At 60.4% G+C, this 24,757-nt stretch carries 20 protein-coding genes; 6 read left to right on the top strand and 14 right to left on the bottom strand.

Translation table 11 applies throughout. From position 1 onward, the window contains the following. Positions 1–20 precede the first annotated feature (20 nt). On the bottom strand, positions 21–920 hold the full coding sequence (mazG, locus tag FLP30_RS02280; protein ID WP_149278164.1) for a nucleoside triphosphate pyrophosphohydrolase: 900 nt from the start codon (positions 918–920) through the stop codon (positions 21–23). Positions 921–1,261: 341 nt separating this feature from the next. On the opposite strand from mazG, the gene argC reads away from it, so the two are divergent. After that, a complete protein-coding gene (gene argC, locus FLP30_RS02285; RefSeq protein ID WP_149278165.1) occupies positions 1,262–2,176 on the top strand; it encodes an N-acetyl-gamma-glutamyl-phosphate reductase in 915 nt (304 codons plus the stop codon). Between the two features lie 45 nt (positions 2,177–2,221). Further along, positions 2,222–2,953 (top strand): SDR family NAD(P)-dependent oxidoreductase, encoded by a 732-nt coding sequence (locus FLP30_RS02290; protein WP_149278166.1) that lies wholly within the window; start codon positions 2,222–2,224, stop codon positions 2,951–2,953. 43 nt (positions 2,954–2,996) lie between these two features. Here the strand turns inward: FLP30_RS02290 and acuI are convergent, their stop codons facing one another. Further along, positions 2,997–3,980, bottom strand: coding sequence for an acrylyl-CoA reductase (NADPH) (acuI, locus tag FLP30_RS02295; RefSeq protein WP_149278167.1), 984 nt, complete (start codon positions 3,978–3,980; stop codon positions 2,997–2,999). 389 nt (positions 3,981–4,369) lie between these two features. Here acuI and FLP30_RS02300 point away from each other — a divergent pair, with 389 nt between their 5' ends. Continuing rightward, complete coding sequence (locus FLP30_RS02300) at positions 4,370–5,500, top strand: Gfo/Idh/MocA family protein (protein WP_149278168.1); 1,131 nt, start codon at positions 4,370–4,372, stop codon at positions 5,498–5,500. Between the two features lie 70 nt (positions 5,501–5,570). Here FLP30_RS02300 and FLP30_RS02305 read toward each other — a convergent pair whose 3' ends face one another. Then, entirely contained in the window at positions 5,571–6,674 is a 1,104-nt protein-coding gene (locus FLP30_RS02305; RefSeq protein WP_149278169.1) for a Gfo/Idh/MocA family protein, read from the bottom strand. Between the two features lie 202 nt (positions 6,675–6,876). On the opposite strand from FLP30_RS02305, the gene FLP30_RS02310 reads away from it, so the two are divergent. Continuing rightward, positions 6,877–8,202, top strand: coding sequence for a hemolysin family protein (locus FLP30_RS02310; protein ID WP_149278170.1), 1,326 nt, complete (start codon positions 6,877–6,879; stop codon positions 8,200–8,202). A 587-nt stretch (positions 8,203–8,789) separates the two neighbouring features. On the opposite strand, the gene FLP30_RS02315 is transcribed toward FLP30_RS02310, so the two are convergent. The 10 genes from FLP30_RS02315 to trpB form a co-directional block, all read right to left on the bottom strand. Then, the gene (locus tag FLP30_RS02315; protein ID WP_149278171.1) at positions 8,790–10,466 is read right to left on the bottom strand and encodes an OprO/OprP family phosphate-selective porin; all 1,677 of its coding nucleotides are present in this window, start codon (positions 10,464–10,466) and stop codon (positions 8,790–8,792) included. Between the two features lie 167 nt (positions 10,467–10,633). After that, a complete protein-coding gene (gene pstS, locus FLP30_RS02320; RefSeq protein ID WP_210419334.1) occupies positions 10,634–11,668 on the bottom strand; it encodes a phosphate ABC transporter substrate-binding protein PstS in 1,035 nt (344 codons plus the stop codon). Positions 11,669–11,756: 88 nt separating this feature from the next. Next, on the bottom strand, positions 11,757–13,019 hold the full coding sequence (locus tag FLP30_RS02325; protein WP_149278173.1) for a sensor histidine kinase: 1,263 nt from the start codon (positions 13,017–13,019) through the stop codon (positions 11,757–11,759). Positions 13,020–13,051: 32 nt separating this feature from the next. Next, positions 13,052–13,747 (bottom strand): phosphate regulon transcriptional regulator PhoB, encoded by a 696-nt coding sequence (gene phoB, locus FLP30_RS02330; protein ID WP_149278174.1) that lies wholly within the window; start codon positions 13,745–13,747, stop codon positions 13,052–13,054. 238 nt (positions 13,748–13,985) lie between these two features. Further along, positions 13,986–15,275: an adenylosuccinate synthase gene (locus FLP30_RS02335; protein ID WP_149278175.1), complete on the bottom strand. Its 1,290-nt coding sequence runs from the start codon at positions 15,273–15,275 to the stop codon at positions 13,986–13,988. Positions 15,276–15,345: 70 nt separating this feature from the next. Next, a complete protein-coding gene (locus FLP30_RS02340; RefSeq protein WP_149278176.1) occupies positions 15,346–16,530 on the bottom strand; it encodes an ATP phosphoribosyltransferase regulatory subunit in 1,185 nt (394 codons plus the stop codon). A 51-nt stretch (positions 16,531–16,581) separates the two neighbouring features. Beyond that, a complete protein-coding gene (locus tag FLP30_RS02345) occupies positions 16,582–18,060 on the bottom strand; it encodes an ATP-binding protein (protein ID WP_149278177.1) in 1,479 nt (492 codons plus the stop codon). Further along, the gene (locus FLP30_RS02350; protein WP_149278178.1) at positions 18,057–19,301 is read right to left on the bottom strand and encodes a TIGR03862 family flavoprotein; all 1,245 of its coding nucleotides are present in this window, start codon (positions 19,299–19,301) and stop codon (positions 18,057–18,059) included. Before FLP30_RS02350 ends, FLP30_RS02345 begins: the two co-directional genes overlap by 4 nt. 25 nt (positions 19,302–19,326) lie before the next feature. Beyond that, positions 19,327–20,160: a tryptophan synthase subunit alpha gene (trpA, locus tag FLP30_RS02355; RefSeq protein ID WP_149278179.1), complete on the bottom strand. Its 834-nt coding sequence runs from the start codon at positions 20,158–20,160 to the stop codon at positions 19,327–19,329. Next, entirely contained in the window at positions 20,157–21,401 is a 1,245-nt protein-coding gene (gene trpB, locus FLP30_RS02360; protein ID WP_149278180.1) for a tryptophan synthase subunit beta, read from the bottom strand. Before trpB ends, trpA begins: the two co-directional genes overlap by 4 nt. Before the next feature lie 223 nt (positions 21,402–21,624). On the opposite strand from trpB, the gene FLP30_RS02365 reads away from it, so the two are divergent. Further along, complete coding sequence (locus tag FLP30_RS02365; protein ID WP_246856564.1) at positions 21,625–22,764, top strand: magnesium transporter CorA family protein; 1,140 nt, start codon at positions 21,625–21,627, stop codon at positions 22,762–22,764. Positions 22,765–23,038: 274 nt separating this feature from the next. After that, positions 23,039–24,337 (top strand): transcription termination factor Rho, encoded by a 1,299-nt coding sequence (gene rho / locus FLP30_RS02370; protein WP_149278181.1) that lies wholly within the window; start codon positions 23,039–23,041, stop codon positions 24,335–24,337. A gap of 58 nt (positions 24,338–24,395) precedes the next feature. Here the strand turns inward: rho and FLP30_RS02375 are convergent, their stop codons facing one another. After that, entirely contained in the window at positions 24,396–24,680 is a 285-nt protein-coding gene (locus FLP30_RS02375) for a sulfurtransferase TusA family protein (protein ID WP_149278182.1), read from the bottom strand. Between the last annotated feature and the right edge of the window lie 77 nt (positions 24,681–24,757).

Below are 24,757 nucleotides of genomic sequence, written 5' to 3' on the forward strand. Positions count from 1 at the left end.
TCCCCCCACAGGCCAAAGCCTTAGCCCGTCTGCTTGACCTGCCGCCACAGGCTGTCGAGCAGAGCCACGTCCTGATCCGCCATGGACAGCCCCTGTTTGGCCAGCAGGGCTTCCACCCCCTCAAACCGGCGGGTGAACTTGTCGCATGCCTGCCTTAGGCAGGCTTCGGGGTCCATATCGAGGCGGCGGGCAAGGCTTGCGACCGAGAACAGAATATCTCCCAGCTCATCCTGCATGCGGGCCTTGTCCCCCGCAGCCAGTTCCACGGCAAATTCGTCCACTTCCTCACGCACCTTGTCCAGCACGCCTGACACATCGGGCCAGTCAAACCCTACGCGCGCAGCACGGCGGGCCAGTTTGGAGGCACGCAACAGGGCGGGCAACGCCGGGGGCACCCCCGCCAATGCCCCAGGCACGCTGGCCTGCGCTCCGGCCAGAGCCGCAACCTGCCTGCGTTCCTGCTCCTTCAGCCGTTCCCACTGGCCTTCCACCGCCTGCCCGTCCGCCAGAGCTTGTGCGCCCTGCCCACTATCCTGTCCCTCCAGCACGTCGGGGCCAAACACAACATGGGGGTGCCTGCGGATCATTTTTTCCGTCACCATCCGGGCGATGGTATCAAAGCCGAACAGACCCTGCTCCTCCGCTAGCTGGGCCTGATAGACCACCTGCAACAGCAGGTCTCCCAGTTCATCAGCAAAGGCGCGCCAGTCCTGCCGCTGGATGGCATCCAGCACCTCATAGGCTTCTTCTATGGCGTAGGGGGCTATAGTCTCAAAGGTCTGTTCCTGATCCCACGGACAGCCCCCCTGCGGGTCACGTAGGCGGGCCATAAGAGCCAGCAGCCTGCGTAACTGCTGCTGCGCCGCCTCCCGCGTATTATCGGGCGCTGCTGTTGCCACCCCTGCTGCCAAGCCTGTCATACCCTTACCCTTCCACCATGCTGCATAACGCAGCCCGTCAGGCAGCCTCCATGGCCCCGCAAAGCCATGGCCTGCCACTCATGTTTGGGCCGACTGTACGCCTGTCAGCCCGTTTTTTGAACGCTCCCATTGCAAAAAGCCCTGAGGGGCCTGCCCTGTCGCACCCGTCTGGCCGGGCTTTTGCCCCTGCCATGCGCAGCTTCCTGCACGGGCACTCCATATCGCGGTTGCCAAGCTGGCTTTTACGCCTCAAAAATCCCTGCGGCCTCCGACTGATGCGCGGTGAAACACCGTTTTTCGACTCGTTGCCAGCAGGTGGCCCCTCACGCAGGAAGGTAAGCATGACACGCACACCCGTTGTTTTCATTGATGGCGAAGCAGGTACCACGGGGCTTGGCATCCGCGATCGCCTGGCGTCCCTGCCTGTGGCGCTACATTCCATAGACCCTGCCCACCGCAAGGACCCCAGCGCCCGCAAGGAGGCCATGGCCGCCGCCGATCTGGTTGTGCTCTGCCTGCCCGACGATGCCTCGCGCGAAGCCGAGGCCATGGCCGCAACCATGGGCGGCAATGCCCCGCGCCTGCTGGACGCCAGCACGGCCTTCCGCACCGCGCCCAACTGGGTTTACGGCTTTCCCGAACTGGAGGCCGGTCAGGCCGGAGCCATTGCCTCGGCCCCGCGTGTCTCCAATCCCGGCTGTTACCCGACTGGTGCGATCGGTCTGCTGCGCCCGTTGATTGATGCCGGTGTGCTGCCCGCGCACTACCCTGTCTGCATCAACGCTGTCAGCGGCTACAGTGGTGGTGGCCGCAACCTGATAGAAGCCCATGTGCGCGATGGTGGCCCTGCCTTTGAGCTGTATGGTCTGGGGCTTGAGCACAAGCATGTGCCAGAAATTCACAAACACGCCGGGCTGACACGCAGGCCGGTTTTTGTGCCTTCGGTCGGGCATTTTGCACAGGGGATGATTGTCTCCATCCCGCTGCATCTGGACGATCTTGACGGCCATGTCACAACTAACGACCTCCATACCGTGCTGGACAGGCACTACGCTGGACAGGACGCCGTGCGTGTGCTGGCCCCCGAAGCCACTCTGTCCGCCGAAGCACTAGCCGGAAGCGACAGAATGGAACTGCGCGTTCATGGCTCCCCCCGCCACCGGCAGGTGCTGCTGAGTGCCCGTCTGGACAATCTGGGCAAAGGGGCGTCGGGCGCGGCTATCCAGAACATCCGCCTGATGCTGGGGCTGGGCTAAACAGCCCGGCACCGCTGACCGTCATCTTGCAGAGGATTTGAAACCATGAGCAACCGTGTCGCCCTTATCACCGGTGGCAGCCGTGGCATTGGTGCCGCCATTGCCGAGGCTCTGGCCGCGGCAGGCCACGATATCGCCATTTCCTATTCCAGCAACCCTGCCCCGGCGGAAGCCGTGGTCGCCCGCATCAAGGCTCTGGGCCGCAAGGCACTGGCCATCAAGACCAATGGCGCATCGGTGGAAGGCAACCGGGAGGTTGTGGCCGAAACCGTCATGTCCTTCGGTCGGATTGATACGCTTGTCTGTAACGCGGGCACCTTCTTTTCCGGTCCGATTGACACCATGAGTGTCAGCCAGATCGAGCATATTCTGAACCTGAACGTCCGCGCCGCCATGATCGAAACCATGGAAGCCGCCAAACACCTGAAGGCAGGCGGGCGCATTATCTACATCGGTTCGGCCTTTGGCGCGCGGGCACCCTTCCCCGGTATTTCGCTCTATGCTGCCACCAAAGCAGCACTGCGTGGCTTTGCCAAAGGTGTCGCACGTGACCTGGGCCCACGCGACATTACAGCCAACGTGGTTGAACCCGGCCCCATCAACACCGAACTGAACCCCGATGAAGGCGAAACCGCCGACATTATCCGCAGCTTTGTGGCCAACGGCACCTACGGCACCGTGCAGGACATTGCCGCCATGGTCACCTTCCTGGCCAGCCCGCAGGCCAGCTACATCAACGGTGCCGCCCTGCCGGTGGACGGTGGTCTGGAAGCCTGACCCCTCCGCACCACTCGGCATAAGATGTGGTGGATAGTCCCGCTTAGGGAATATCCACCACAATCCGCCCTTTTGTTCTGCCGTCCAGCAGGTCGGCCGCAGTCTCTGCCGCCGCCGACAGCGGCACCGTGCGCGAGACAGCCTGTAGTTTTTCAGTATCAATCAACTCTGCCAGCCTGGCCCATGCGACAACCCGCTGGGCACGTGGACACATGACACTGTCGATCCCAACCAATGTCACCCCCCGCAGGATAAACGGCGCAACCGTGGTGGGAAAATCCATGCCACCCGCAAGCCCGCAGGCCGTCACAACCCCCTGAGGCTTCATGGAGGCACAGACGGCTGCCAGAACCGCCCCACCGGCAACATCCACCGCGCCAGCCCAGCGGGCTTTTTCCAGCGGCCTGGGGGGGGCCTCAAAATGCGCACGCGACAATACTTCGTGTGCGCCAAGGGCGGTCAGATAGGCCTGCTCCTCCAACCGGCCTGTCACGGCCACAACCTCATACCCAAGCCGGGCCAGCAGCATGACAGCAATACTGCCCACGCCACCCGTAGCCCCGGTCACCAGCACCGGACCGCTGGACGGGCGCAGGCCTTCACGCTCCAGAGCCTGCACACACAACATGGCTGTAAAACCCGCAGTCCCCAGCGCCATGGCATGATACGCGCTCAATCCTTCAGGCAACGGCACCAGCCAGTCGGCAGGCACACGGGCACGCTGGGCCAGACCGCCCCAATGCAGTTCCCCCGCGCCGCAGCCGTTCAAAATCACCTCCTGCCCGGGCTGAAAAAGCGGGCTATCCGATGCCTCCACAACGCCCACGCAATCCACCCCCGGCACCATGGGCCAGGCCCGCACAACCGGCCCCCGCCCTGTCAGGGCCAGGGCATCCTTGTAATTCAGGGTGGACCAGCGGACACGCAGTGTGACCTCCCCAGGGGGCAGGGCCTCGTCAGCCAGTTGCCGCAGGGAGACCTGCTGCCCTCCGGTTGCGGTTTTTTCCACATACATCGCGTCAAACATGGTCTGTCTCCACAAGAGGCTATCATCTGGGGCAAAGGCTGGGGCCACAACGGGCCACCCCACTGTCAGTAACGGGCGACAGGCAGCCTGTTTCCCCACCCGCAACAGGGGCGGAGGCTTCTGGCCTCAATGAATAATTCTTCAACGGCTGACAAATAAATTCAAAGAGAACGCAGCAAAAGCACAGTGCCGCACAACAAAGCCAGGTGGCAGACACCACTGCTTGACAAGTGTACGCTCCCTCCCCGAACATCAAAATCGGGAGAGTAGAACTGTCCCCTTGCCCCATTTCCTGTTCCACCCGGATGGCTGCTCATCCTGCAGGCCTGGCGTGCAAGCTTGACGCAGACAGGACCGACAGGGGCCTGAACAGGAACAACAGGAAGACCATGACCAATATCGCCTTTGTCGGGACAGGGTACGTCGCTGATTATTATATGACCACCCTGCAGAACTATCCCGAGCTGACCCTCAAAGGTGTTTGGGACCGTGACCCCAAAAGGTTGCGCCAGTTCTGTGCCTTCTACGCGGTCGAACCCTACAACGGGCTGGAAGACCTGCTGCACGACAGTACGATTGATATTGTCGTTAACCTGACAACGCCCGAAAGCCATTTTACCGTCAACCGTGCGGCGCTGAACGCTGGCAAACATGTTTACTGTGAGAAGCCCCTGGCCCTGTCGGTGGAAGAGGCCGAAACTCTGGCTTTTCTGGCTGAACGCAAAAGCCTCCTGCTCTGTAGCGCCCCTGCCAATGGTCTGAGCGATGCCTTTGCCCTGACACGCGCACTGATGGAAAAAGGGGAAATCGGCCGCCCCAATCTGGTCTATGCGGAAATGGACGACGGACCAGTCTTTAGGGGCAACTGGCAGCAATGGCGCAGCCGCTCGGGCGCACCATGGCCGGGCCTGCATGAATTTGAAGTCGGCTGCACGCTTGAGCACGCGGGATATTCACTCAGCTGGCTGTATGGGTTGTTTGGGCCAATTGTGCATGTTGCCGCATCCTCCGCCCTGACCTTCCGCGACAAGGGCGTTGGTAGCCACCCGCTGGGGCCGGATTTTTCTGTCGGCTGCCTGACCTTCCGCTCCGGTGTGATTGCTCGGCTGACAAGCGGGCTGGCCGCCCCGCGTGACCGCTCCATGACCATCCTGGGGGACAGAGGAGCCATAACAATACGCGACCTGTGGGACAACCGCTCGGCCATCACCCTGCTACGCAACTACCGGCGTACCTTGCTGGATATTCTGACTGATGGGTTAGAGAACAAACTAGGCCGCAAACTGCCGGTACGTTTTGAGCGTGGTCGCTCTGTCCGTTACCCCAAGCAGGAGCAGATTGCCCAGGTGCCGCCCTATCCATCCAAAATCGACTTTGCACGAGGTATTCAGGCACAGGCCGAGGGTATTCGGTCCGGACAGGCTCCTGTCTTCTCCGGTCGTGTTTCCCTGCATCTGACAGAAGTCATTCTGGCCCTGAGCAACGGGCTACACGACCATACCGTTAAAAATTTACCCTGAGAGAGCTGCTCAAAAACAGCGTCTGAAATCTTTTTTCTATTTTTAACAAACGATTATTTTGAAAGCATCTTTAAGAATCTTTACCCCCGGCCACAACCGGGGGCTGAGCCCGCACCTGCTCCAGAATACGCAGGGTTTCTATACTGTCCGCCAATGACATAGCAGGGCACGCCCCCTTGCCTTCGGCCACAGCCTGACTAGCCGCCGCAATTTCAAATTGCAGACCATAACCGTCAAACCCACAGTCATACCGACGGACACCTGGCAGCCAGAGTCTTTTAGCCACTTTGGAAAAGAACCTTAAAGGGCCAGACCCCAATGGCAGCAAAGATACGCCCCACGCAGGCAACGACCCAAGCACCAGCAACTGGCGGCTGGAAATACAATGAGGCTGTACAACCAGCGTCCCCTTGCTGCCTTCGATCATAAACAGGTTCGTACCATCCCGATCAAAGCCGCAGGTCAGATGGGCTTCCACCGCACCAAAGCCGAGCACCATCTCCGCGGCCTTGTCCACGCCGCTTGGTGCTGCCCACCAACGCCCCCGCACCCGATCAGGGTAACCCAGAAACGACAGAGACAGCGAAACCAGATAGACCCCCAGATCAAGCAGGGAGCCACCCCCCTGCGCCGGATCATAAAAACGGCTTTCAGGATCATACGGGTGCACAAATGCCAGATCAGCCCGAATACGCTTTATGCTGCCGATTGATCCTGACTGTATTGTGCTTTTTACCAAATCCATGACTGGCAGAAAACGTGACCACAGGCCTTCCATACAGAATGTGCCCTGCTGCACAGCCAGAGCGGACAGACGTTTGGCATCATCCACCGTATTCACAAGCGGCTTTTCAACCAGAACACCTTTACCACCAGCAAGGGCTGCCTCTGCCATGGCGTAATGCGTTGCATTGGGTGACGCGACGTAAATGGCCTGCACGGCAGGGTCCTGCACCAGCGCAGCAACATCCCGACACACATGGCCACCATGCCAGGCAACAAAAGCCGCAGCCCTGTCGGGCGAGCGAGATGCAACCGCCGCCAGAAATGCACCGGGCACATGGGCCATGTCCTGCGCAAAATGCTCGGCAATTGTGCCCGTGCCAATAATACCCCAGCCAACCTGCGGCACCCCCGGCCTGACACCTTTATGATCCTGCGCGCCCACACTCATGCCCTGAGCCCCGTCTGCTTTGCCACCATACGCCCTACTCCCTTGCCTCAAACCGCTGCATCACTTCCCAGAGAGCCATCGCAGTGGTGGAAACAGCCATACCCATCTAGCAGACAAAACAAAAAATACATTAGCCGCAACAGCGTGAAAGATTTATACTATGGCCTGAAATTCTTAATTCCATACCTGACCGGACACCATCTTGCTCCTGTTTATGATGGGCCTTCTGGGCCTTTTCTTGCTGATAGCCGTCAGCATTCTGATTTCCCTGTCGGAAATTTCCTTTGCTGCCGCCAGGGAGGCACGCCTGCGCACCCAGGCCGAAGGGGGCAACCGCAAGGCTCAGGCGTTTCTGGCCCTCCGCCGCAACAGCGGACAGGTTATGACGGCAATCCAGATCTGTCTGAATGGTGTGGGTATTCTTGGCGGTATCGTCAGTTCCGAGATGTTGACCCCCCCGGTCTCGCAATGGCTGCTGGACTGGCGCTTTACCCCCTGGTGGGCACAAAATCTGGCCTCCACTTTCAGCTTTATTTTTGTCACCAGCGCCTTTGTGCTGTTTGCCGACCTGCTGCCCAAGCGGGTAGCCATGAACAGCCCCGACAAGGTTGCCCTGTCTGTGGGCTGGTTCCCTCGGGTTGCGCTGAAAATCCTGTATCCCTTTGTTCTGATTTTCTCCCATATTTCCGACGCTTTGCTGCGCGCTCTCAAAATCCCTGCGGCATCAGCGGTTGAGCCTGTCACGCCGGAAGACCTGCACGCCATTCTGGCCGCAGGCACGGCCTCGGGTGCCCTGTTGCAGCAGGAGCACCAGATGATCGAGAACGTTCTGGCCTTGCAGGACCGTTCTGTAACATCCGCCATGACCCCGCGGGATGAAATTGTCTTCCTCGATATTCAGGACACCACAGACCATAATTACGACAAGGTCCGTGCCGCCCCGTACTCGCGCTATCCGCTGTGCAACGGTGGGCTTGATAAGGTCATTGGCTCCATCCGTGCGGAGGACGTTCTGGCCTCGGTTGTTGAGCCCTCCCTTGCCAACAACACAGTCCGCAGCCACAGCAACCCCATAGCCCGCATGCGCCGCGAAGTGCTGTCGGTGCCAGAAACCCTGAACCTGTGGGACACACTGGCCCAGTTTGACAGCCATGGCACCGGCTTTGCCCTGATTGTGAACGAATACGGGCTTATGGTCGGGCTGATCACCTTTAAAGATATTATGGGTGTGCTTATGGACGGACTGGCCAGCCCGTTTGAGGACCAGGCCATTGTCCGCCGGGACGAAAACTCCTGGCTGGTCGATGGCGCTGCCCCCATTGGAGATGTCATTCGGGAATTGCAGATTATTGATCTGCCGACCCATGAACTGTTTGACACCATCAGCGGTTTTATTACGCACCGCCTGCGCCGCATGGCCCGCAAGACAGACCGTGTTGATGCCGCTGGCTTCCGGTTTGAAGTTGTGGATGTGGACGGTTTTCGCATCAACCAGCTTCTGGTTACGCGTATGGACAACAAACTCTGATATCCGCACAGGTTTTTATCAGGACACTACACAAACAGGCCCGGCACCCCATGCTGCCGGGCCTGTTTGCTTACTACCTGTTGATCAGCAGGAATACTCTGACACTGACCTGCTCTGTCGCTCGGCCCCTTACCCTGTAGCCTGTGCCAATATGCTCCTTTGCAAAGCATCGTAGGCACAACGTGAACAGCACTTTCTCCCGCACTTGCGTAAAGTCCATTCTGTCAACAGGCTCTATGTTTATGCCGTCATGCTGCGCCCCCCCGCTCACTTCAAATAGAAACAGGCCGACTGCAGTTTTCTGCACGTAAAATACAAGGGAACTGTCATAACGCTGCTGTCAAAGTTCCAGAACCAAGCACCTGAACTTGGCAATCAGGCTTTTACATCAGGGTAATCTTGTCTTTGCGGCATTTGATTGAAATCAAAAACAATCAACTTGAAAAGGAGTTCTTTTTTACAAGGCCTTTTCAAGACAGCTTTTACGGCAAGACCACACAACTTAATCCATAAAAAACGGGCTGCTCCCTGCTGGAAGCAGCCCGCAATCTAGCCGAAGCAACTATGAAATATGGTGTCAGGCTATATTAGAACGCAGCCTGCACACGAGCTGCCAGCGAGTTGCCGGTGCGGCCATAACCATCCAGACCGTTTGCCTGACCATTGCCACTGACGATGAAGTGGTTGAAGTCCAGCATGAAGCGGAAGTGACGGTTGGGGTACCAGTTCAGGCCACCAGACCACACGGTCTGCTGGTTGCCATGCACACCAGCGGCTGTGTCGTTCAGGTTTGCAACGCTGTAACGGCCGGAGATTTCAAGTGCACCCCACTGGCCATGTGCGGGATCGAATTCATGTTCGACACCCGGTGCGCCAAATGCAGCTTCCTTGATGTTGTAAGCACGCGGCTTGCCGAACAGGGTGTAGTTGGCTGCACCATAGTAGCCTTCAAAATTGGCTGTCTGGCGCTGTGCTGCGTTGGCAGCGTCGTTCCCGCGGGTAACACCAATGTGGTAGTATTCACCCTTCAGCACCAGTCGCTTCCAGCGGAAGCCCAGTTCCGGACCAGCAGCCCAGACAGAACCGACGTTGGGGATGGTGCCACTGCCCAGCAGCTTGGTCTGGGTCAGGTTAACTTCAGGCGTATCAGCAAAGGATGTGGTACGGCCACTGGCATTCTTGGCAACCTTGAAAGCCGAAATGGCGGAAATACCGACATGCACGTCGATATCCTTGGAGACATACGGACGACCGGCAACGCGGAAGGTCGCACCCGTCTGGCTGTCGGTGATACCGTAAGGATAGGTGGAGGTGGTGCTGCTACGCGCACCAAAGCTCTGCCCGGTGAAGTAACCGGCAATCCACCAACGCTTGTCGTAATGCAGGCCACCAACGCTAAAGCGGGCGTCACCAGCAGCAATGTTACGAACGATGTTGGTAATGACGGGGCGTTCCATCATTTCAAAGTCGTTCGAGCTTTCGGAATCTTCTTCCGTCACGCGCGGCTGGAAGTAACCAACTGTCAGAATGGTGTTGTGCAGACCAGCGTAGTTCAGGTTTGCTTCATACAGGGTCTGGTCGGTTGTTGCACCGTCTGCACCACCGGCACCAAAGTCGGGAGTCACATTGGCCACCCAGTCTTTGTAGCGGAAGGTGAACGGAATACGCATACGGCGGGAGTTTTCTGTCAGACCAGAAAAGTCACCCTTGTGTTCGCCAGCACGCGGAGACACGCCCATGAAGCCACCAAAGTCTTCATGGAAGGCAAGACCGACGGAGAACGCATATGCGCCGTCTTCAGAAGCAATGGTGAAGCGGCCTTTGGGAAAGCCCACGCGCATACCACCAATCTGCACTTCTTCGTCCTGTGCGGACGCAGCGCGGAAGTCTTTCCAGGACATGGCTTCACCACGATCCGACGGCGGTGTGCCAACGCCAGACAGAGCAGCCACATTCTTACGCGGTGCCTGTTCCCCGAACTGTACGCCAGATTCGTAGGACGAGGACGCAATGCGCGACGCATGCTGGCCATGGCGACCTGCAACTTCGTTCACACGCGTGTTCAGATGCTTCTGGTTGGTTTCGCTCGCAGCCAGCTGGTGCTTCAGGGTCATCATTTCCCGGCGCATCTGCAACATTTCAGAGCGCAGCGCGTTAATCTGTGCGTCGTCCGAAGATGCGGCCTCCGCCACGACAGGAGCAACACCAGCAAGCAAGAACGAAGCTATAGACGGGTATAAAAGTTTGCGACGCATCAGGGCCATTCCACAACAAAAAACGGTGAGCGATGAATACCGTGTCGGCCATTGCCTGCGTGTGACGCTTCAATGATGGTTGCATGACCATCGCATGAAAAAAGCGGCCTTGTTCTGCAGACCGCTTTTTCCAGCGTACACGGTATCTTAATTGTTAAAACAGTCCGTGCTGTCTATTACTTTCCGCTCTTCCAAGCAGAGAGGATGCTGTCCTTGACTGCGCCCGGCAGGGGCACATAGTCCAGCTTGGATGCAATGCTGTCACCGTTCTTGAAGTCCCACGCAAAGAACTTCTGAACAGCGGCATCACGCTCCGGGTTACGGGCGGGCAGCGGCACCAGCACGTAAGTTGCAGACACGATCGGCCAGGCGTTCTTGCCCGGTGTGCCCAGCAGACTTACAGCGAAGTGAGAAGCGTTTTTCCAGTCAGCACTTGCTGCTGCTTCGGAAAAGCTGCTCAGGCCCGCGGCCACATCCGTGCCAGCACGGTTGCGCAGGCGCACGGTCGTCAGGTGGTTGCGGCTGGCATAGGCGTATTCGACATAGCCGATTGCGCCTTCGGTGTTCCGCACGGTTGCAGCAACGCCATCGTTACCACGTGCACCCAGGCCACCCGGCCAGTTGATGGAGGTGCTGGCACCCTGGTTCTGCTTCCAGCTGGCAGAAGAGTCAGCCAGGTAGGAGGTGAACACAAAGGTCGTGCCCGAGCCATCAGCACGGTGGACGGAAGCGATGGCAGCGTCAGGCAGCTTAACACCGGGGTTAAGAGCTGCAATTTTGGGGTCGTTCCATGCCGTGATGTCACCAGCGTAGATACCGGCAACAACTTCACCGCTCAGCACCAGGGCATCAGCCTTGATACCGGGGATGTTCACAACCGGAACAATACCACCCATGACGGTAGGGAACTGGAAGAGCTTGCCCGTTTCCAGCTTGGCGGCGTCCATCGGCGCGTCGGATGCGCCAAAGTCCACGGTGCCAGCAAGGATCTGGTTCTGCCCGGCGCTGGAGCCAACGCTCTGGTAGTTAACGGTTACACCGGTTTCCGCCTTGGCGGCAGCACCCCATGCTTCATAAATGGGAGCAGCAAAGCTGGACCCAGCACCGGTCACACTTTCGGCACGTGATGCCACAGGGAGGGCTGCCAGAAAGCACGTTACTGCTGCCAGACACACTCCGGACCTGACTGAAAGACGCATTGTTGGATTTATCCCTTTAACAATGAAGCTTGCGACCGCATGCCGCGCCCCTGTTCCTTAAAGGAGACAACCCAGGAAAAGTGTGATGATTTCGGGACAGTTACGTTGCTATTTTATTACAATCCCCAGCCGCCAAAGGCAGCCATATCCGGCATGTCGTGCCCTGGCCTACAACACTTTCAATCGCCAGCCTCCCTTCATGCCGGGCGATGACATGTTGTACAATAGCCAGACCCAGCCCACTGCCCTGCACACTGGCCGCCGTGCGGGCCACACGGTAAAAACGCTCTGTAATACGGGGCAGATGGCGGGCGGAAATACCCGGCCCCGTATCAGCAACACTCAGCACGACACCGGATTTGGAAGGCCAGCCCACATCGGGCTTGGCGCGCTCGCACCCGACTGTAATACGCAATGTCTGCTCGGGCTGCCTGTCCTTGGTAGCCAGACCATATTTAAGCGCGTTTTCCAGCAGGTTCATCAACACCTGCAAAAGCTGGGCAATATCCCCTGCCACAGCAAGATTCTGGTCTGCCACAGGCTGGACATCCAGAATGACATCCTTGCCCGCCACCAGTCCCCGCGCTTCATCACTGAAGTGTTGGAACAGTTCAGACACAACAATAGTGTCACGCGGGCGGTGATGTTCCTGCATCTGCACGCGCGACAGATACAGCAGACTATCCAGCAGGCGCTGCATGCGGCGGGCCTGCGCGGCCATAATGTCCAGAAACTCCTTCTGAGCTCCGGGGTCGTCCGCTGCTGGCCCTTGCAGGGTTTCTATAAACCCCAGCAACGCTGCAAGAGGGGTCCGGAGTTCATGGCTGGCAAAGGCGACAAAATCCGTATGCTGCTTTTCCGCAACCACAGCCTCGGTCTCGTCATGCAGGGCGACAAATACCAGTGTGATCTGCCCGCCCGGATTTTTGCTGTATACTTCTGGCAAAAATGCTGCTGGCACAGTCTTTTTCAAAAACAGCGCCCTGACCACACGCGGCTGTGGCACGTCCAGCACCACCACGGCCTCGGTCGGCTGTGTGGTTTCCTGGCTTTGTGCTAGCAGTTTTTCCACCTGACTCTGAAACGCCGGGTGGCGCACAATACTGCCAATGCAGTTTTGAAACTGCCTGTTGGCTTCAGGTGAAATAATGCACGGCAGGCGGGTCTCATTCAGCACCAGAGATGCCGCAGGCAAACAGGCCATTACCTGTTTGAGCAGCATTTCCGGCGCTGTTGTGGGGCGTTTCTGTGCAATGGCAGGTTGCCGCCGGGCAGCCAGCCCCAACAGTCCACGCGACCAGACCAGCCCAGATAGCGCGCAGCCCCCCACAACCCCGTAGGCCGCAGCCAGCCAGGCCTGCATGTCAGATTCCTTCCAGACGTCCCGGAGCCAGATCACTCCTGATCGGCGGTTTTATCCAAAGCATAACCACGGGCACGCACGGTACGGATCAGGTCGCTCTCATCCCCTTCATTCAGGGTCTGGCGCAGCCGACGGATATGCACATCCACTGTCCGCAGTTCAACGTAGGAACTACGCTCCCAAGCATGCTTGAGCAGTTCCTCACGCGAGAACACCTGCCCCGGATGCAGCATCAGAAATTCCAGCAGCCGGTATTCTGTTGGCCCCAGAGACAACAGCCGCCCGTTACGCTCCACCTTGTGGGCCACGCGGTCCATTGTCAGGTCTTCAAACTGGATGGTCTTGTCTGGCGGCGGCAGGCGACGCAGCATGGCTTTGACACGCGCAAACAGCGTTTCCATACCAAACGGCTTGGTCAGATAATCATCCGCGCCGGTATCAAGCCCACGGATGCTATCTGCTTCCTCACCCCGTGCGCTGAGCATGATAATCGGCAGGGTTTCCGTGCGGGCCTGGCCACGCAGCCTGCGGCAGACTTCCAGCCCGGAAATGCCCGGCAGCATCCAGTCAAGCAACACCAGATCGGGCCGACGGTGGCGCACCTGATCGAGCGCTTCCTCCCCATCGGCAGCGTGGCGTACGGTGTAGCCCTGTTTTTCGAGATTATAACAGATCAACCGAGCGAGCGCCGGATCATCCTCTATCACCAGAAGGTCTGGCTTCTGCATTCCTGTTCTGCCTCATTCATATCTTTCCACAGGATATGACTTCCCGATTACAAAAGACAACTCCTCCCTGCCCTGTGGGAGGATACAAAGAGCACGAACAGCTTAAAATCCTGCCAGTTCCAACACTCACAGGCTTTGTGAAATTTTTATGAAGCACAAGGAAGACTTTAAATTGGAGACAAAAAAGCCTCCGCCACAAGGCGGAGGCTTTTTGCACCAAGACCGCTAAAAAGAAGGATCAGCCTTCAAAAGGGTCCTGCATCAGAATGGTATCGTCACGGTCCGGGCTGGTGGACAGCAGGGTGACGGGCGCACCCACCAGTTCCTCAATCCGGCGCACATACTTAATGGCCTGAGCCGGCAGGTCAGCCCAGCGGCGTGCACCGTGGGTGGTTTCCTTCCAGCCTTCCATGGTTTCATAAATCGGGCGGATACGGGCTTGAGCCGCCGGTGCGGACGGAAAACGCTCGGTCGGCTGGCCATCCAGTTCGTAACCAACACAGACACGGATTTCATCCAGCCCGTCCAGCACGTCCAGCTTGGTCAGAGCCAGACCGTTTACCCCCCCGACACGCACGGCATGGCGCACCAGCACGGCGTCAAACCAGCCGCAACGGCGCGGACGCCCCGTCACCGTGCCGAACTCGTGCCCGCGTTCACCCAGCCTGCGGCCGGTGTCATCAAACAGTTCGGTCGGGAACGGGCCTTCACCCACGCGGGTGCAGTATGCCTTGGCAATGCCCAGCACAAACCCGACTGCCGCCGGACCAATACCAGCCCCAGTCCCTGCATTGGCCGCAACCGTGTTGGAACTGGTCACAAACGGATAGGTGCCATGGTCCACATCCAGCATGACGGCCTGTGCGCCTTCAAACAGGATGCGGCGGCCCTGCCTGCGGGCATCGTCCAGAATATCCCACGTCGGGGCCATGAAAGGCAGCACCTTGGGGGCGATTTCCAGCAGGTAGGACAGCAGTTCTTCCTTGCCAAAAACAGGCGCACCCAGACCTGCCAGCAGGGTGTTGTGGTGCAGCAGAAGCTCATCCAGCTTCCAGTCCAGCGTTTCGGGCTCGGCCAGGTCGCACAGGCGGATCGCACGGCGGGCTACCTTGTCCTCATACGCAGGGCCAATGCCACGGCCTGTCGTGCCGATCTTGCGGTCGCCACGTGCGGCCTCACGCGCGCGGTCAAGTGCGCCATGGACAGGCAGGATCAACGGCACGTTTTCCGCAATCCGCAGGGTTTCGGGCGTAACAACCAGCCCCTGTGCCCCAATACGGCTGATTTCAGCCAGCAGTGCCTCTGGGTCCACTACCACGCCGTTGCCGATAATGCCCAGCTTGCCGCTGACAACGCCCGAAGGCAGCAGCGACAGCTTGTAAACCTGATCGCCGACAACCAGCGTATGCCCTGCGTTGTGGCCACCCTGAAAGCGCACCACCACATCCGCGCGGCTGGCCAGCCAGTCCACGATTTTTCCCTTGCCTTCATCACCCCACTGGGTGCCGATCACGGTTACGTTGGACATGGATGGTCTGCTCCTGAAAAGTCTGCCTGCTGGCCGGAAAAAAAGGGGTGTGCGCGGGTTAAGCTGCGCGTCAAGACACGGCGGCGCATGTCGCGCCGGAAAGGATATGGGCGCACCCAAGACGGCGTGCATCCTCCAGCGCCTGCGCGCCGGTGGTAAAACCGCCAATTGTGGCATAGCCCTGCTGGCGCAAACGCGCGGCCTCCGCCTGGTCTGCATCCTGTGCCAGATAAACACGCGGGCGCGCCGGAGCGGGTGGTGTCAGCCTGAACAGCACATTGGGCCGGAAGGTCAGACCACAGGCGGGCTCATCATCATTACACAGGTAGCGCCCACCCCGGCCCAGTTCTTCCGAACGGCCAACGGCAAACAGGGTCACGCATACACCGGTATGATATTTCCAGCCCCGGAACTCCACCGGGTCCACGGTCATGCGCAGGTCGGGGCAACGCTCCCTAAGGGCAGCCACCGTATCAATCAGCCGATCAGCAATGGCACGCGCACCCGGTAGCAGGGTGATCTGTGCCAGTTGAGCAACCGCATATTCCGCCGGGCCACTGGCTTCCAGCAGGGCAATCAATGTGGAGGCTAGCGCCCCGCCGTGTTCGGCCACGGCAGCGGCGTCCTTCCTGTCCAGTGCGCGCAGTACCTTGGTACGCTGGGCATCGGGCAGACCGGCCTCTTCCAACAGGGCGGGAACAAGCGGGGGCATTGTCAGGTCAAAGGAGACATCACGCACGCCAAGGCGGCTCAATGCCTCCGCCCCAACAGACATAACCTCGGCATCAGCTTCGGGCGTGTCCAGGCCGATCAGTTCCATCCCGGCCTGCATGACTTCGCGACCGCTTTCCTCCGCCGCGACGGGGGCCACAACCACACAGGTACCCGCGTAGGAAACACGCAGCGGGCGCACCACGCCCCGGGCACGGGTTGCCGCCATACGGGCGATCTGGGGCGTAATGTCGGGCCGCAGCACCATCATGCGCCTGCTGTCGGGGTCCATGACCCGGAAGCTCTGCTCGGCAAGGGCAGCACCTGTGCCTGCCAGATAGGTTTCCTCAAACTCCATCAGCGGAGGCCGGACGCGGTCATAGCCGTGCGAGGCAAAAACATCCATCAGCGCAGCAACACCCTGTGCCTCGGTGCGGGCATCGGGGGTCAGCAGGTCAACAAAACCGGCCGGCAGCAGGGCCGGGCCAAAGGGCAGGTCTTCGGTCATGCACCGGGCTATAGCATTCCCTGCCCTGCCCGTCATGTCTGCAAAATTATCCTGGCCACCCATTCCGCTGCTCCGCCTCAAACATCATTATGCGTCAGCAACGCCGGGCAGTGTTTCCCACCCCGCGCCAATAACACTCAGTACCCTCCGGCCCACCCCATCGGACCGCAGCACAATCAGATTCCTGTCCTCCAGCCAGCCCAGAAGGCGACGGGCACGGCCGTTGGATGCCGTGCCATAAACACGGGCAATATCAGCATCCGCCGGGCAGGGCTGCTGTTCGATCGCTGCACGGGCGAGGAACAGAAACACCCCTTGCAGGTCCTCCGGCAGGCCAGCAGCCAGGGATTCGGCCTGCTGCCAGTCCGACGATTCTGATAGGTCGCGGCTTACCCCACTGCGGGCCGTTGCCAGCAGGCGGCCAAAGCGGCGCATGTCCAGCGCATTACGCCCCAGGCCCGCAATACGGCACCGCACCAGAAAGTCCTGATACAGGACAGGGGCCGGGCGAAATGCAGCCTCCTCATCACCCAGCATATCGCGCAGGATGGCGGCCATCCCGGCCTCACGCTCAGCCTGCGAGGTCGGGGTCTCTAGCTCGTCCTCCGGCTCGGCCCGGTTCATCTGGGCCTCCCCATGAGCCGCAAGCTGGCTGAGCAGGTCGGGCTGAGGCACGGGGGCTGGTCTGCGGGCGCGGGCTGGCATGTCCTGCGCGGCTACGGGGGCCAGAATAAGATCATGCACCGGGGCTTCCGGCGGGGCAAAGGGGGCCAGCACCGGCCCGGCCGAGCGGCTGTCTGTTTCCACCACCCCGATCCGCACGACCGATGGCCGACGGCACAGGGCCGGGCCAAGGGCGACAAAGGTGCCCCGCTCCAGGTCGCGGAAGGATTCGGCCTGACGGCGCTCCATGCCCAGCAGGTCGGCTGCACGGGCCATGTCGATATCCAGAAAGGTACGACCCATCAGAAAGTTAGAGGCCTCGGCCGCAACATTCTTGGCCAGCTTGGCCAGCCGCTGGGTCGCAATAATCCCGGCCAGACCGCGCTTGCGGCCTCGGCACATCAGGTTGGTCATGGCCCCCAGAGACTGACGCCGCGCCTCGTCCGAGACTTCCCCCGCTGCTGCGGGGGCAAACAACTGGGCCTCGTCCACCACCACCAGCACCGGGTACCAGTGCTGGCGCGGCACCTCGAACATACCGCCCATAAAAGCGGCGGCCCAGCGCATCTGCTGGTCCGCGTCCAGCCCTTCCAGGTTCAGCACGACCGAAGCCCGATGCACCCGCATGCGCTCACCCGCTGCATGCAGGGCCATTTCGGAATGGTCGGCAGCCTCTATCACCAGATGGCCGAATTTTTCGGCCAGGCTGACAAAATCCCCCTCGGGGTCAATAATGGCCTGCTGCACCATGCGGGCCGACTGCTCCAGCAGCCGCCGCAGCAGGTGGGATTTGCCAGAGCCGGAGTTGCCCTGCACCAAAAGTCGTGTGGCGAGCAGTTCGCCAAGGTCCATCTGTGCCGGGCCACCCCCCGGCACATCCCCCATCGTAATCATGCTGTTCATGGTGTGAGGGAATACCGCCTAGCCCCGCCTTCCTGCAACCAGTCCAGCACGCCATGGGCCGCAGCGCGCCCTGTGGCAAGGCAGGCGTGAAGCAGGTAACCGCCGGTCGGGGCTTCCCAGTCCAGCATTTCCCCCGCCACGAATACACCGGGCAATGCACGCAGCATGTAGCCTGGGGTACAGGCCTGCCAAGCCACCCCACCGGCTGAGGAAATAGCCCGCCCGATTGCCGCAGGAGCCCCCAGCACCACCGGAGTGGCTTTGATCCGCGCGGCAAGGGAGTGCGGGTTTTCAGGCAGCAGCCCACCCTCACGCAGCAGACCAATTGCTGCTGGCGACAGGCGGAGCGCCTTGCGGAGGCGGTTTGACAGGCTCTCCCGCGCGCGGGTGCTAGCCAGTCTGCTGGCCAGTTCCCCCACATCCATTTCGGGCCGCAAATCGCACAGCAGCGTAGCCTGTCCATGGGCCTGCACATGTGCCCGCACAGCAGCGGAAAGAGCGTAGAGCGCTCCGCCTTCCAGCCCTGTCTCGGTAACCATCAACTCCCCGCGCACCCGTTGACCACCAAAAGTCACAGCCACAGGTTTAAGGGGAGCACCAGCAAAACGCTGGCTAAAAAGGGACGACCACGCCACCGTAAACCCGCAGTTGGCGGGTTGCAGGGGGGCCACATCCACCCCGCGCGCCTGCAACAAGGACACCCAGCCACCCGTAGCCCCAAGCCGCGGCCAACTGCCGCCCCCCAGAGCCAACACCAGAGCTTCGGCCTCTATATCCTGAGGGGGGCCAGCATCGCGCGTGTTCTGCACGACAGGCTGGCCTTGTGTGTTCCATCCCAGCCAGCGGGTATTGGCCGACAGGTCCACCCCCAAGCCCCGCAGGCGCTCAAGCCACGCACGCAGCAAGGGGGACGCCTTCATGGCAACAGGAAAGACCCTGCCGGAAGACCCTGCAAAACTGTCCTGTCCCAGACCAGCCATCCACTGGCGGATATCCTCCGCCCGCCAGGCATCCAGCGCAGGCCGCAGCCAGTCTGCTGCCGGGCCATATCTGTCACATAAGGATGCATGCGATTCGGAATGGGTAATGTTCAACCCACCCCGCCCGGCCATCAGAAACTTGCGGCCAAAGCTGGGCATGGCGTCGCACACACGCACGGCACACCCTGCCTGAGCCAGAACCTCCGCCGCCGCCAGCCCCGCCGGGCCACCCCCGACGACACAGACGCGCGGAGCCACCATTACACCAGACGCACAGGCAACAGGGTCATGCCCCTGCCCTGCCAGCAGCCCGCACGGCCTGAGCCAGACCTTCGATCTGCTTCAAAACGCTAGGGAGTGTCTGCTCGGTTGCCTGCCCGTTGGCATCCAGCGTGCCTGCCAGAGTCGCCAGCAGGGCAGACGCCACAACAGCGCCATCCGCAATTGTTGCGGCCTCGGCAGCCTGTTCTGGCGTGCGTACACCAAACCCGATGGCAATCGGCAGGGATGTTGCCGCCCGCAAACGGGGGATAGCGGCGGACAGGTCCTGCGCGCTGGCCGAACGTGTACCCGTTATGCCGGTAATACTGACATAATAGACAAAGCCAGATGCATGAGAGAGCACATAGGCCAAGCGCTCATCCGTCGTTGTCGGGGCCACAAGGCGGATGATGTCCAGCCCGGCCTGCGCGGCTGGAGCCTCCAACACATCGGCTTCCTCGGGCGGCAGATCAACAAGGATGATCCCGTCCACACCCGCGGCTACGGCATCCGTGCAAAAACGCTCGTAACCATAGGCCTCCACCGGATTGACGTATCCCATCAGGATAACCGGCGTTGCCTCATCCGTCCGGCGGAACTCCGCCACCATGGACAGGACACCCGCCAGTGTCGCACCAGCCCGCAGACCGCGCAGGGCAGCCGCCTGGATGACCGGACCATCTGCCGATGGGTCGGAAAACGGCATGCCAATTTCGATCAGGTCCGCCCCGGCGGCGGGCATGGCCTGAAACAACGCCTGTGATGTTGCCAGATCGGGGTCAAAAGCTTCCAGATACGGGATAAGGGCACCACGCCCCTGGGCGGCAAGTGCTTGGAAACGCGCGGCGATACGGCTCACAGTTCAACCCCCAGATGGCTGGCGACGGTAAAGATGTCCTTGTCCCCCCGGCCCGAAAGACAGATGACCATGACCGTATCCTTCGAGAGGGTTGGGGCGGTGCGGGCGGCGTAGGCAACGGCGTGGGCCGACTCCAGTGCCGGAATAATCCCTTCCATCTGCGTGCAGAGTTCGAACGCCTTGAGGGCTTCCTCATCCGTGGCACCGACATACTGGGCGCGGCCTACGTCATGCAGCCAGGAGTGTTCCGGCCCGACACCGGGATAATCCAGCCCGGCACTGATGGAATGGGCCTCGTCAATCTGCCCGTCAGCGTCCTGCAACAGATAGGTACGGTTGCCGTGCAGCACACCGGGGCGTCCACGCTCGATGGACGCCGCCGTCTTGCCGCTGTCCAGCCCATGGCCTGCGGCCTCGACCCCCACCAGTTGCACTGACGAATCGTCCAGGAAGGGGTGGAACATGCCCATGGCGTTGGACCCACCCCCGATAGCCGCCACCACAATGTCGGGCAGGCGGCCTTCGGCCTCCAGAATCTGGGCGCGGGTTTCGGTGCCGATCACGCTCTGGAAGTCACGCACCATGGCGGGGTACGGGTGCGGCCCGGCCACAGTCCCGATAAGCATGTAGGTGTTGGCAACATTGGCCACCCAGTCACGCATGGCCTCGTTCATGGCATCCTTGAGAGTGCCTGCCCCTGATGTAACCGGCACAACCTCGGCCCCCAGCAGGCGCATGCGAAACACGTTGGGCTTCTGCCGCTCGACATCGGTCGCACCCATGTAGATGACGCATTCCATGCCAAACAGAGCACAGACCGTAGCCGTAGCAACACCATGCTGACCGGCCCCGGTTTCGGCCACGATCCGTGTCCGCCCCATGCGCCGGGCCAGCAGGATCTGCCCCATGACATTGTTAAGTTTGTGTGACCCTGTGTGGTTCAGTTCCTCACGCTTGAGGTAGATGCGCGCACCCCCCAGGCGTTCGGTCAGGCGGCGGGCAAACCACAATGGGCTGGGGCGGCCCACGTAGTCCTTGAGGTAATAGTCAAGCTCGCTCTGAAAGGTGGGGTCGGCCTTTGCGGCCTCGTAGGCAGTGTCCAGTTCCAGCACCAGTGGCATAAGGGTTTCTGCCACAAAACGCCCGCCGTAGCGGCCACCAAAATGCCCTCTGTCATCCGGCTGGTGCCGGAAGGAATTGCCCTGCCCCTGGGCCGCTGCGGGCTGTGTCAGCTTAGCCATCGCCTGTTTCCGTCGCTCCTCTACCGCCATGCCAGACCCGGCCAGCGGGCCTGGCCAACGGGCTTAACAGATGCAGGACTGGCTTGCACAGCCCCGTTCCCTGCGATCTTGCCAGAATACAACAGCCTGCCGCATAGTCCTGCCCGCGCTGGAGCCCGTACGGCCTGTCTTTACCACGGAGGGGAGGCCGCCGGGCCTGACCTGACAGACCGAGGAGAATCGTATGTTCCTGGCCCACAGGCCCGGCATGACGGCACAGGCCGTTGGTACACCGCAGGACGCCGAAGGCGCGACCTGGCTGGACCTGCTGGACCCCACCCCACAGGAACAGATTCTGGCAGAACAGCTTTGCGGCCAGCCCCTGCCCGCTCTGGCTGACCTGAATGCGATTGAAAGTTCATCACGTATCAGTGTGCGGGGTGGGGCGGCTTTTCTGTCCTCCCCCCTGCTCAAACGGAACGGGCCGGAGTTCCAGACGACACCTGTCGGCTTTATCCTAAGCGAGAACAGGCTGTTCACCATCCGCTTTCAGTCCTATCAGGCGTTTGAAACCGTGGCCCAGCTTGTGGCGGCACATCCTGTTACACCCGCCACACCCCCAGCGCCGCCAGCAACACCCGAAGGGGAGCAACGCCCTGCTGCCCCGCTTGCCCTCAAGGCCGGGGAAATCCTTGTGGCGTTGATCGAAGCCATTGTGGACCGTCTGGCGGACATCCTAGAATCCGTGGGCGACCTGCTGGATACGCTCTCGCGCGATATTTTCCGCCCACCATCCGCCAGCCAGCCTGTCCGCAGCATGGCGCTGCGCCAGAGAGACCTGCTACAACGGGTGGGCAACTCCGGCAGCCTGTGCTCACGCATGCGCGATACATTGCTGGGTTTTGAGCGGATTTCCCTCTTCCTGAGCGAAAGCCGCAAAGTAGCAGCCTCGGCCCCGGCGGCCGGGTTTTCGCTCAGCACACGCCAGATCAGCATGGCCGAGCCCCCGCCTGACCCGCAGGCCAAAGCCGCACCCTACACCCTGCCCGGCGCGTTACGGACGCGCATTGCCACGGTCAGCCGCGATCTGTCATCGCTCGAAGCCTATGTCTCGCAGGCGCAGGACAAGGTTGAGTTCCTGCTTGATGCGACTCTGGGTTTTATCAATATCGAGCAGAACGGTGTCATGAAAATCCTGACCGTTGTCAGCTTCATCGGGGTAGCCCCGACGCTGATTGCGGGGATATATGGCATGAACTTCAAAGACATGCCGGAACTGAACTGGAGCTTTGGCTACTGGTATGCTCTGGGCCTGATGGCCGCGACCATTGCCCTGCCTCTGGCGTGGTTCTGGAAGAAGGGCTGGCTGGGCGGCATCAAATAAGCCACGCCCTACCCCACGCACCAAGCTGGCCTCCTGCGCGGCACTACGTCTTTATCTTGACAGAGGGGGCGCACATCAGCACAATGCGCGCACAAGCGGCTGGCTGACTTCACCTGCCCAGCACTTTTCCTATATGTCTGGTTCTTGCCGTCTTACCACCTGTCTATCGGGTGGCAGAGATGGCCGCTCCATCAGAGCGTGTCGCCACTTTGTCAGGCGCGAAAGACCCCGACCTTCCCCTTCTGAACTTCTTGCCAGTCAGGGCATGTCCATAATGCATCTTGCGGAACTCAAGGCCAAGTCTCCAGCCGACCTTCTGGCCTGCGCTGAAGACCTGAATATCGAAAACGCCTCATCCCTGCGCAAGCAGGACATGATGTTCGCCATCCTCAAGACCCTGGCCGACAACGACCAGGCGATTTATGGCGAAGGCACGCTTGAGATCATGCACGACGGGTTCGGATATCTCCGCTCGCCCGAATCGAATTACCTGCCCGGCCCGGACGACATCTATATTTCCCCCACCCAGGTGCGGCGCTTTGGCCTGCGCACAGGTGATACGGTGGAAGGCCAGATTCGCGCCCCGCGTGATGGCGAACGCTATTTCTCGCTGCTCAAGATCAACACGATCAATTTTGAGTCGCCCGATGCCGTGCGCCACCGCATCAACTTCGACAATCTGACGCCGCTGTACCCCGAGCGCCGCCTCCAGATGGAAGTGGAAAGCCAGGCCACAGCCCCAGAACCCAAGGCTGAAAAAGGCAAGAAGGGCGCACAGAAGGACTTTACCCCGCGGGTTATCGACCTTGTGTCCCCCATCGGCATGGGCCAGCGCGCTTTGATTGTGGCACCGCCCCGCTCGGGTAAGACGGTGATGCTGCAAAGCATTGCGTCCTCCATTGCTGCAAACCACCCCGAAGTCTTCCTGATCGTTCTGCTGATTGACGAACGGCCGGAAGAAGTGACCGACATGGCCCGCTCCGTACGCGGCGAGGTTGTGGCCTCGACCTTTGACGAGCCCGCACACCGGCATGTGCAGGTGACGGAAATGGTGCTGGAAAAAGCTAAACGCCTTGTTGAACACAAGCGCGATGTGGTGATCCTGCTCGACTCCATCACTCGTCTGGCCCGCGCCTACAACACTGTCGTGCCCTCATCGGGCAAGGTGCTGACAGGTGGTGTGGATGCCAACGCCCTGCAGCGCCCCAAGCGCTTCTTCGGTGCGGCACGTAATATTGAGGAAGGCGGCTCGCTGACCATTATCGCCACCGCGCTGATCGACACCGGCAGCCGCATGGACGAAGTGATCTTTGAAGAGTTCAAAGGCACCGGCAACTCCGAACTGGTGCTGGACCGCAAGCTGGCCGACAAGCGTACCTTCCCAGCCATCGACATCACCAAGAGCGGCACCCGTAAGGAAGAACTCCTGGTTGACCGTGCCACCCTGTCCAAAATGTGGGTGCTGCGGCGTATCCTGGCCCCGATGGGCACCATGGACGCCATGGACTTCCTGCTGGACAAGCTGAAATACAGCAAAACCAACAATGACTTCTTTGAAGCCATGAACAACTGAGGACGGTCACACCGTCCACATAACGGGGCCAGATGGCCCCGTTTTTGTATGCAGGCTGTTACGCTTTGAGAATCCGCAGCACCACGCTGCCGTCATCCTGGGCTGCATCTGCCAGCAGGGTGTGCCCCAGCAACTGGACCGAGCGTGTTACATTCCTGTGAGGCTCCTCCCCCATCAGCCTGACAACCAGCACCTGCCCTGCCACCATCTGGTCCAGGGCCAGGCGTACCCGCACAAAGGTCATGGGGCAGCGGTCAGCTGTAATGTCCAGCGCCCTGTCCTTCTGCACGGTGGACACCCCCCCTGAAAGACCACCTGGGCTGGAAAAATCACTGCTGGACATGGGGCAAATAGTCTCCATCGCTTGACCCGCAGGCTCGGGTCTGTCTTTTTTGCACCATAAGCCTGCGTATTTCGCCT

Source organism: Acetobacter vaccinii, from assembly GCF_008365315.1.
In the GTDB taxonomy this organism is placed as follows: Bacteria; Pseudomonadota; Alphaproteobacteria; order Acetobacterales; family Acetobacteraceae; genus Acetobacter; species Acetobacter vaccinii.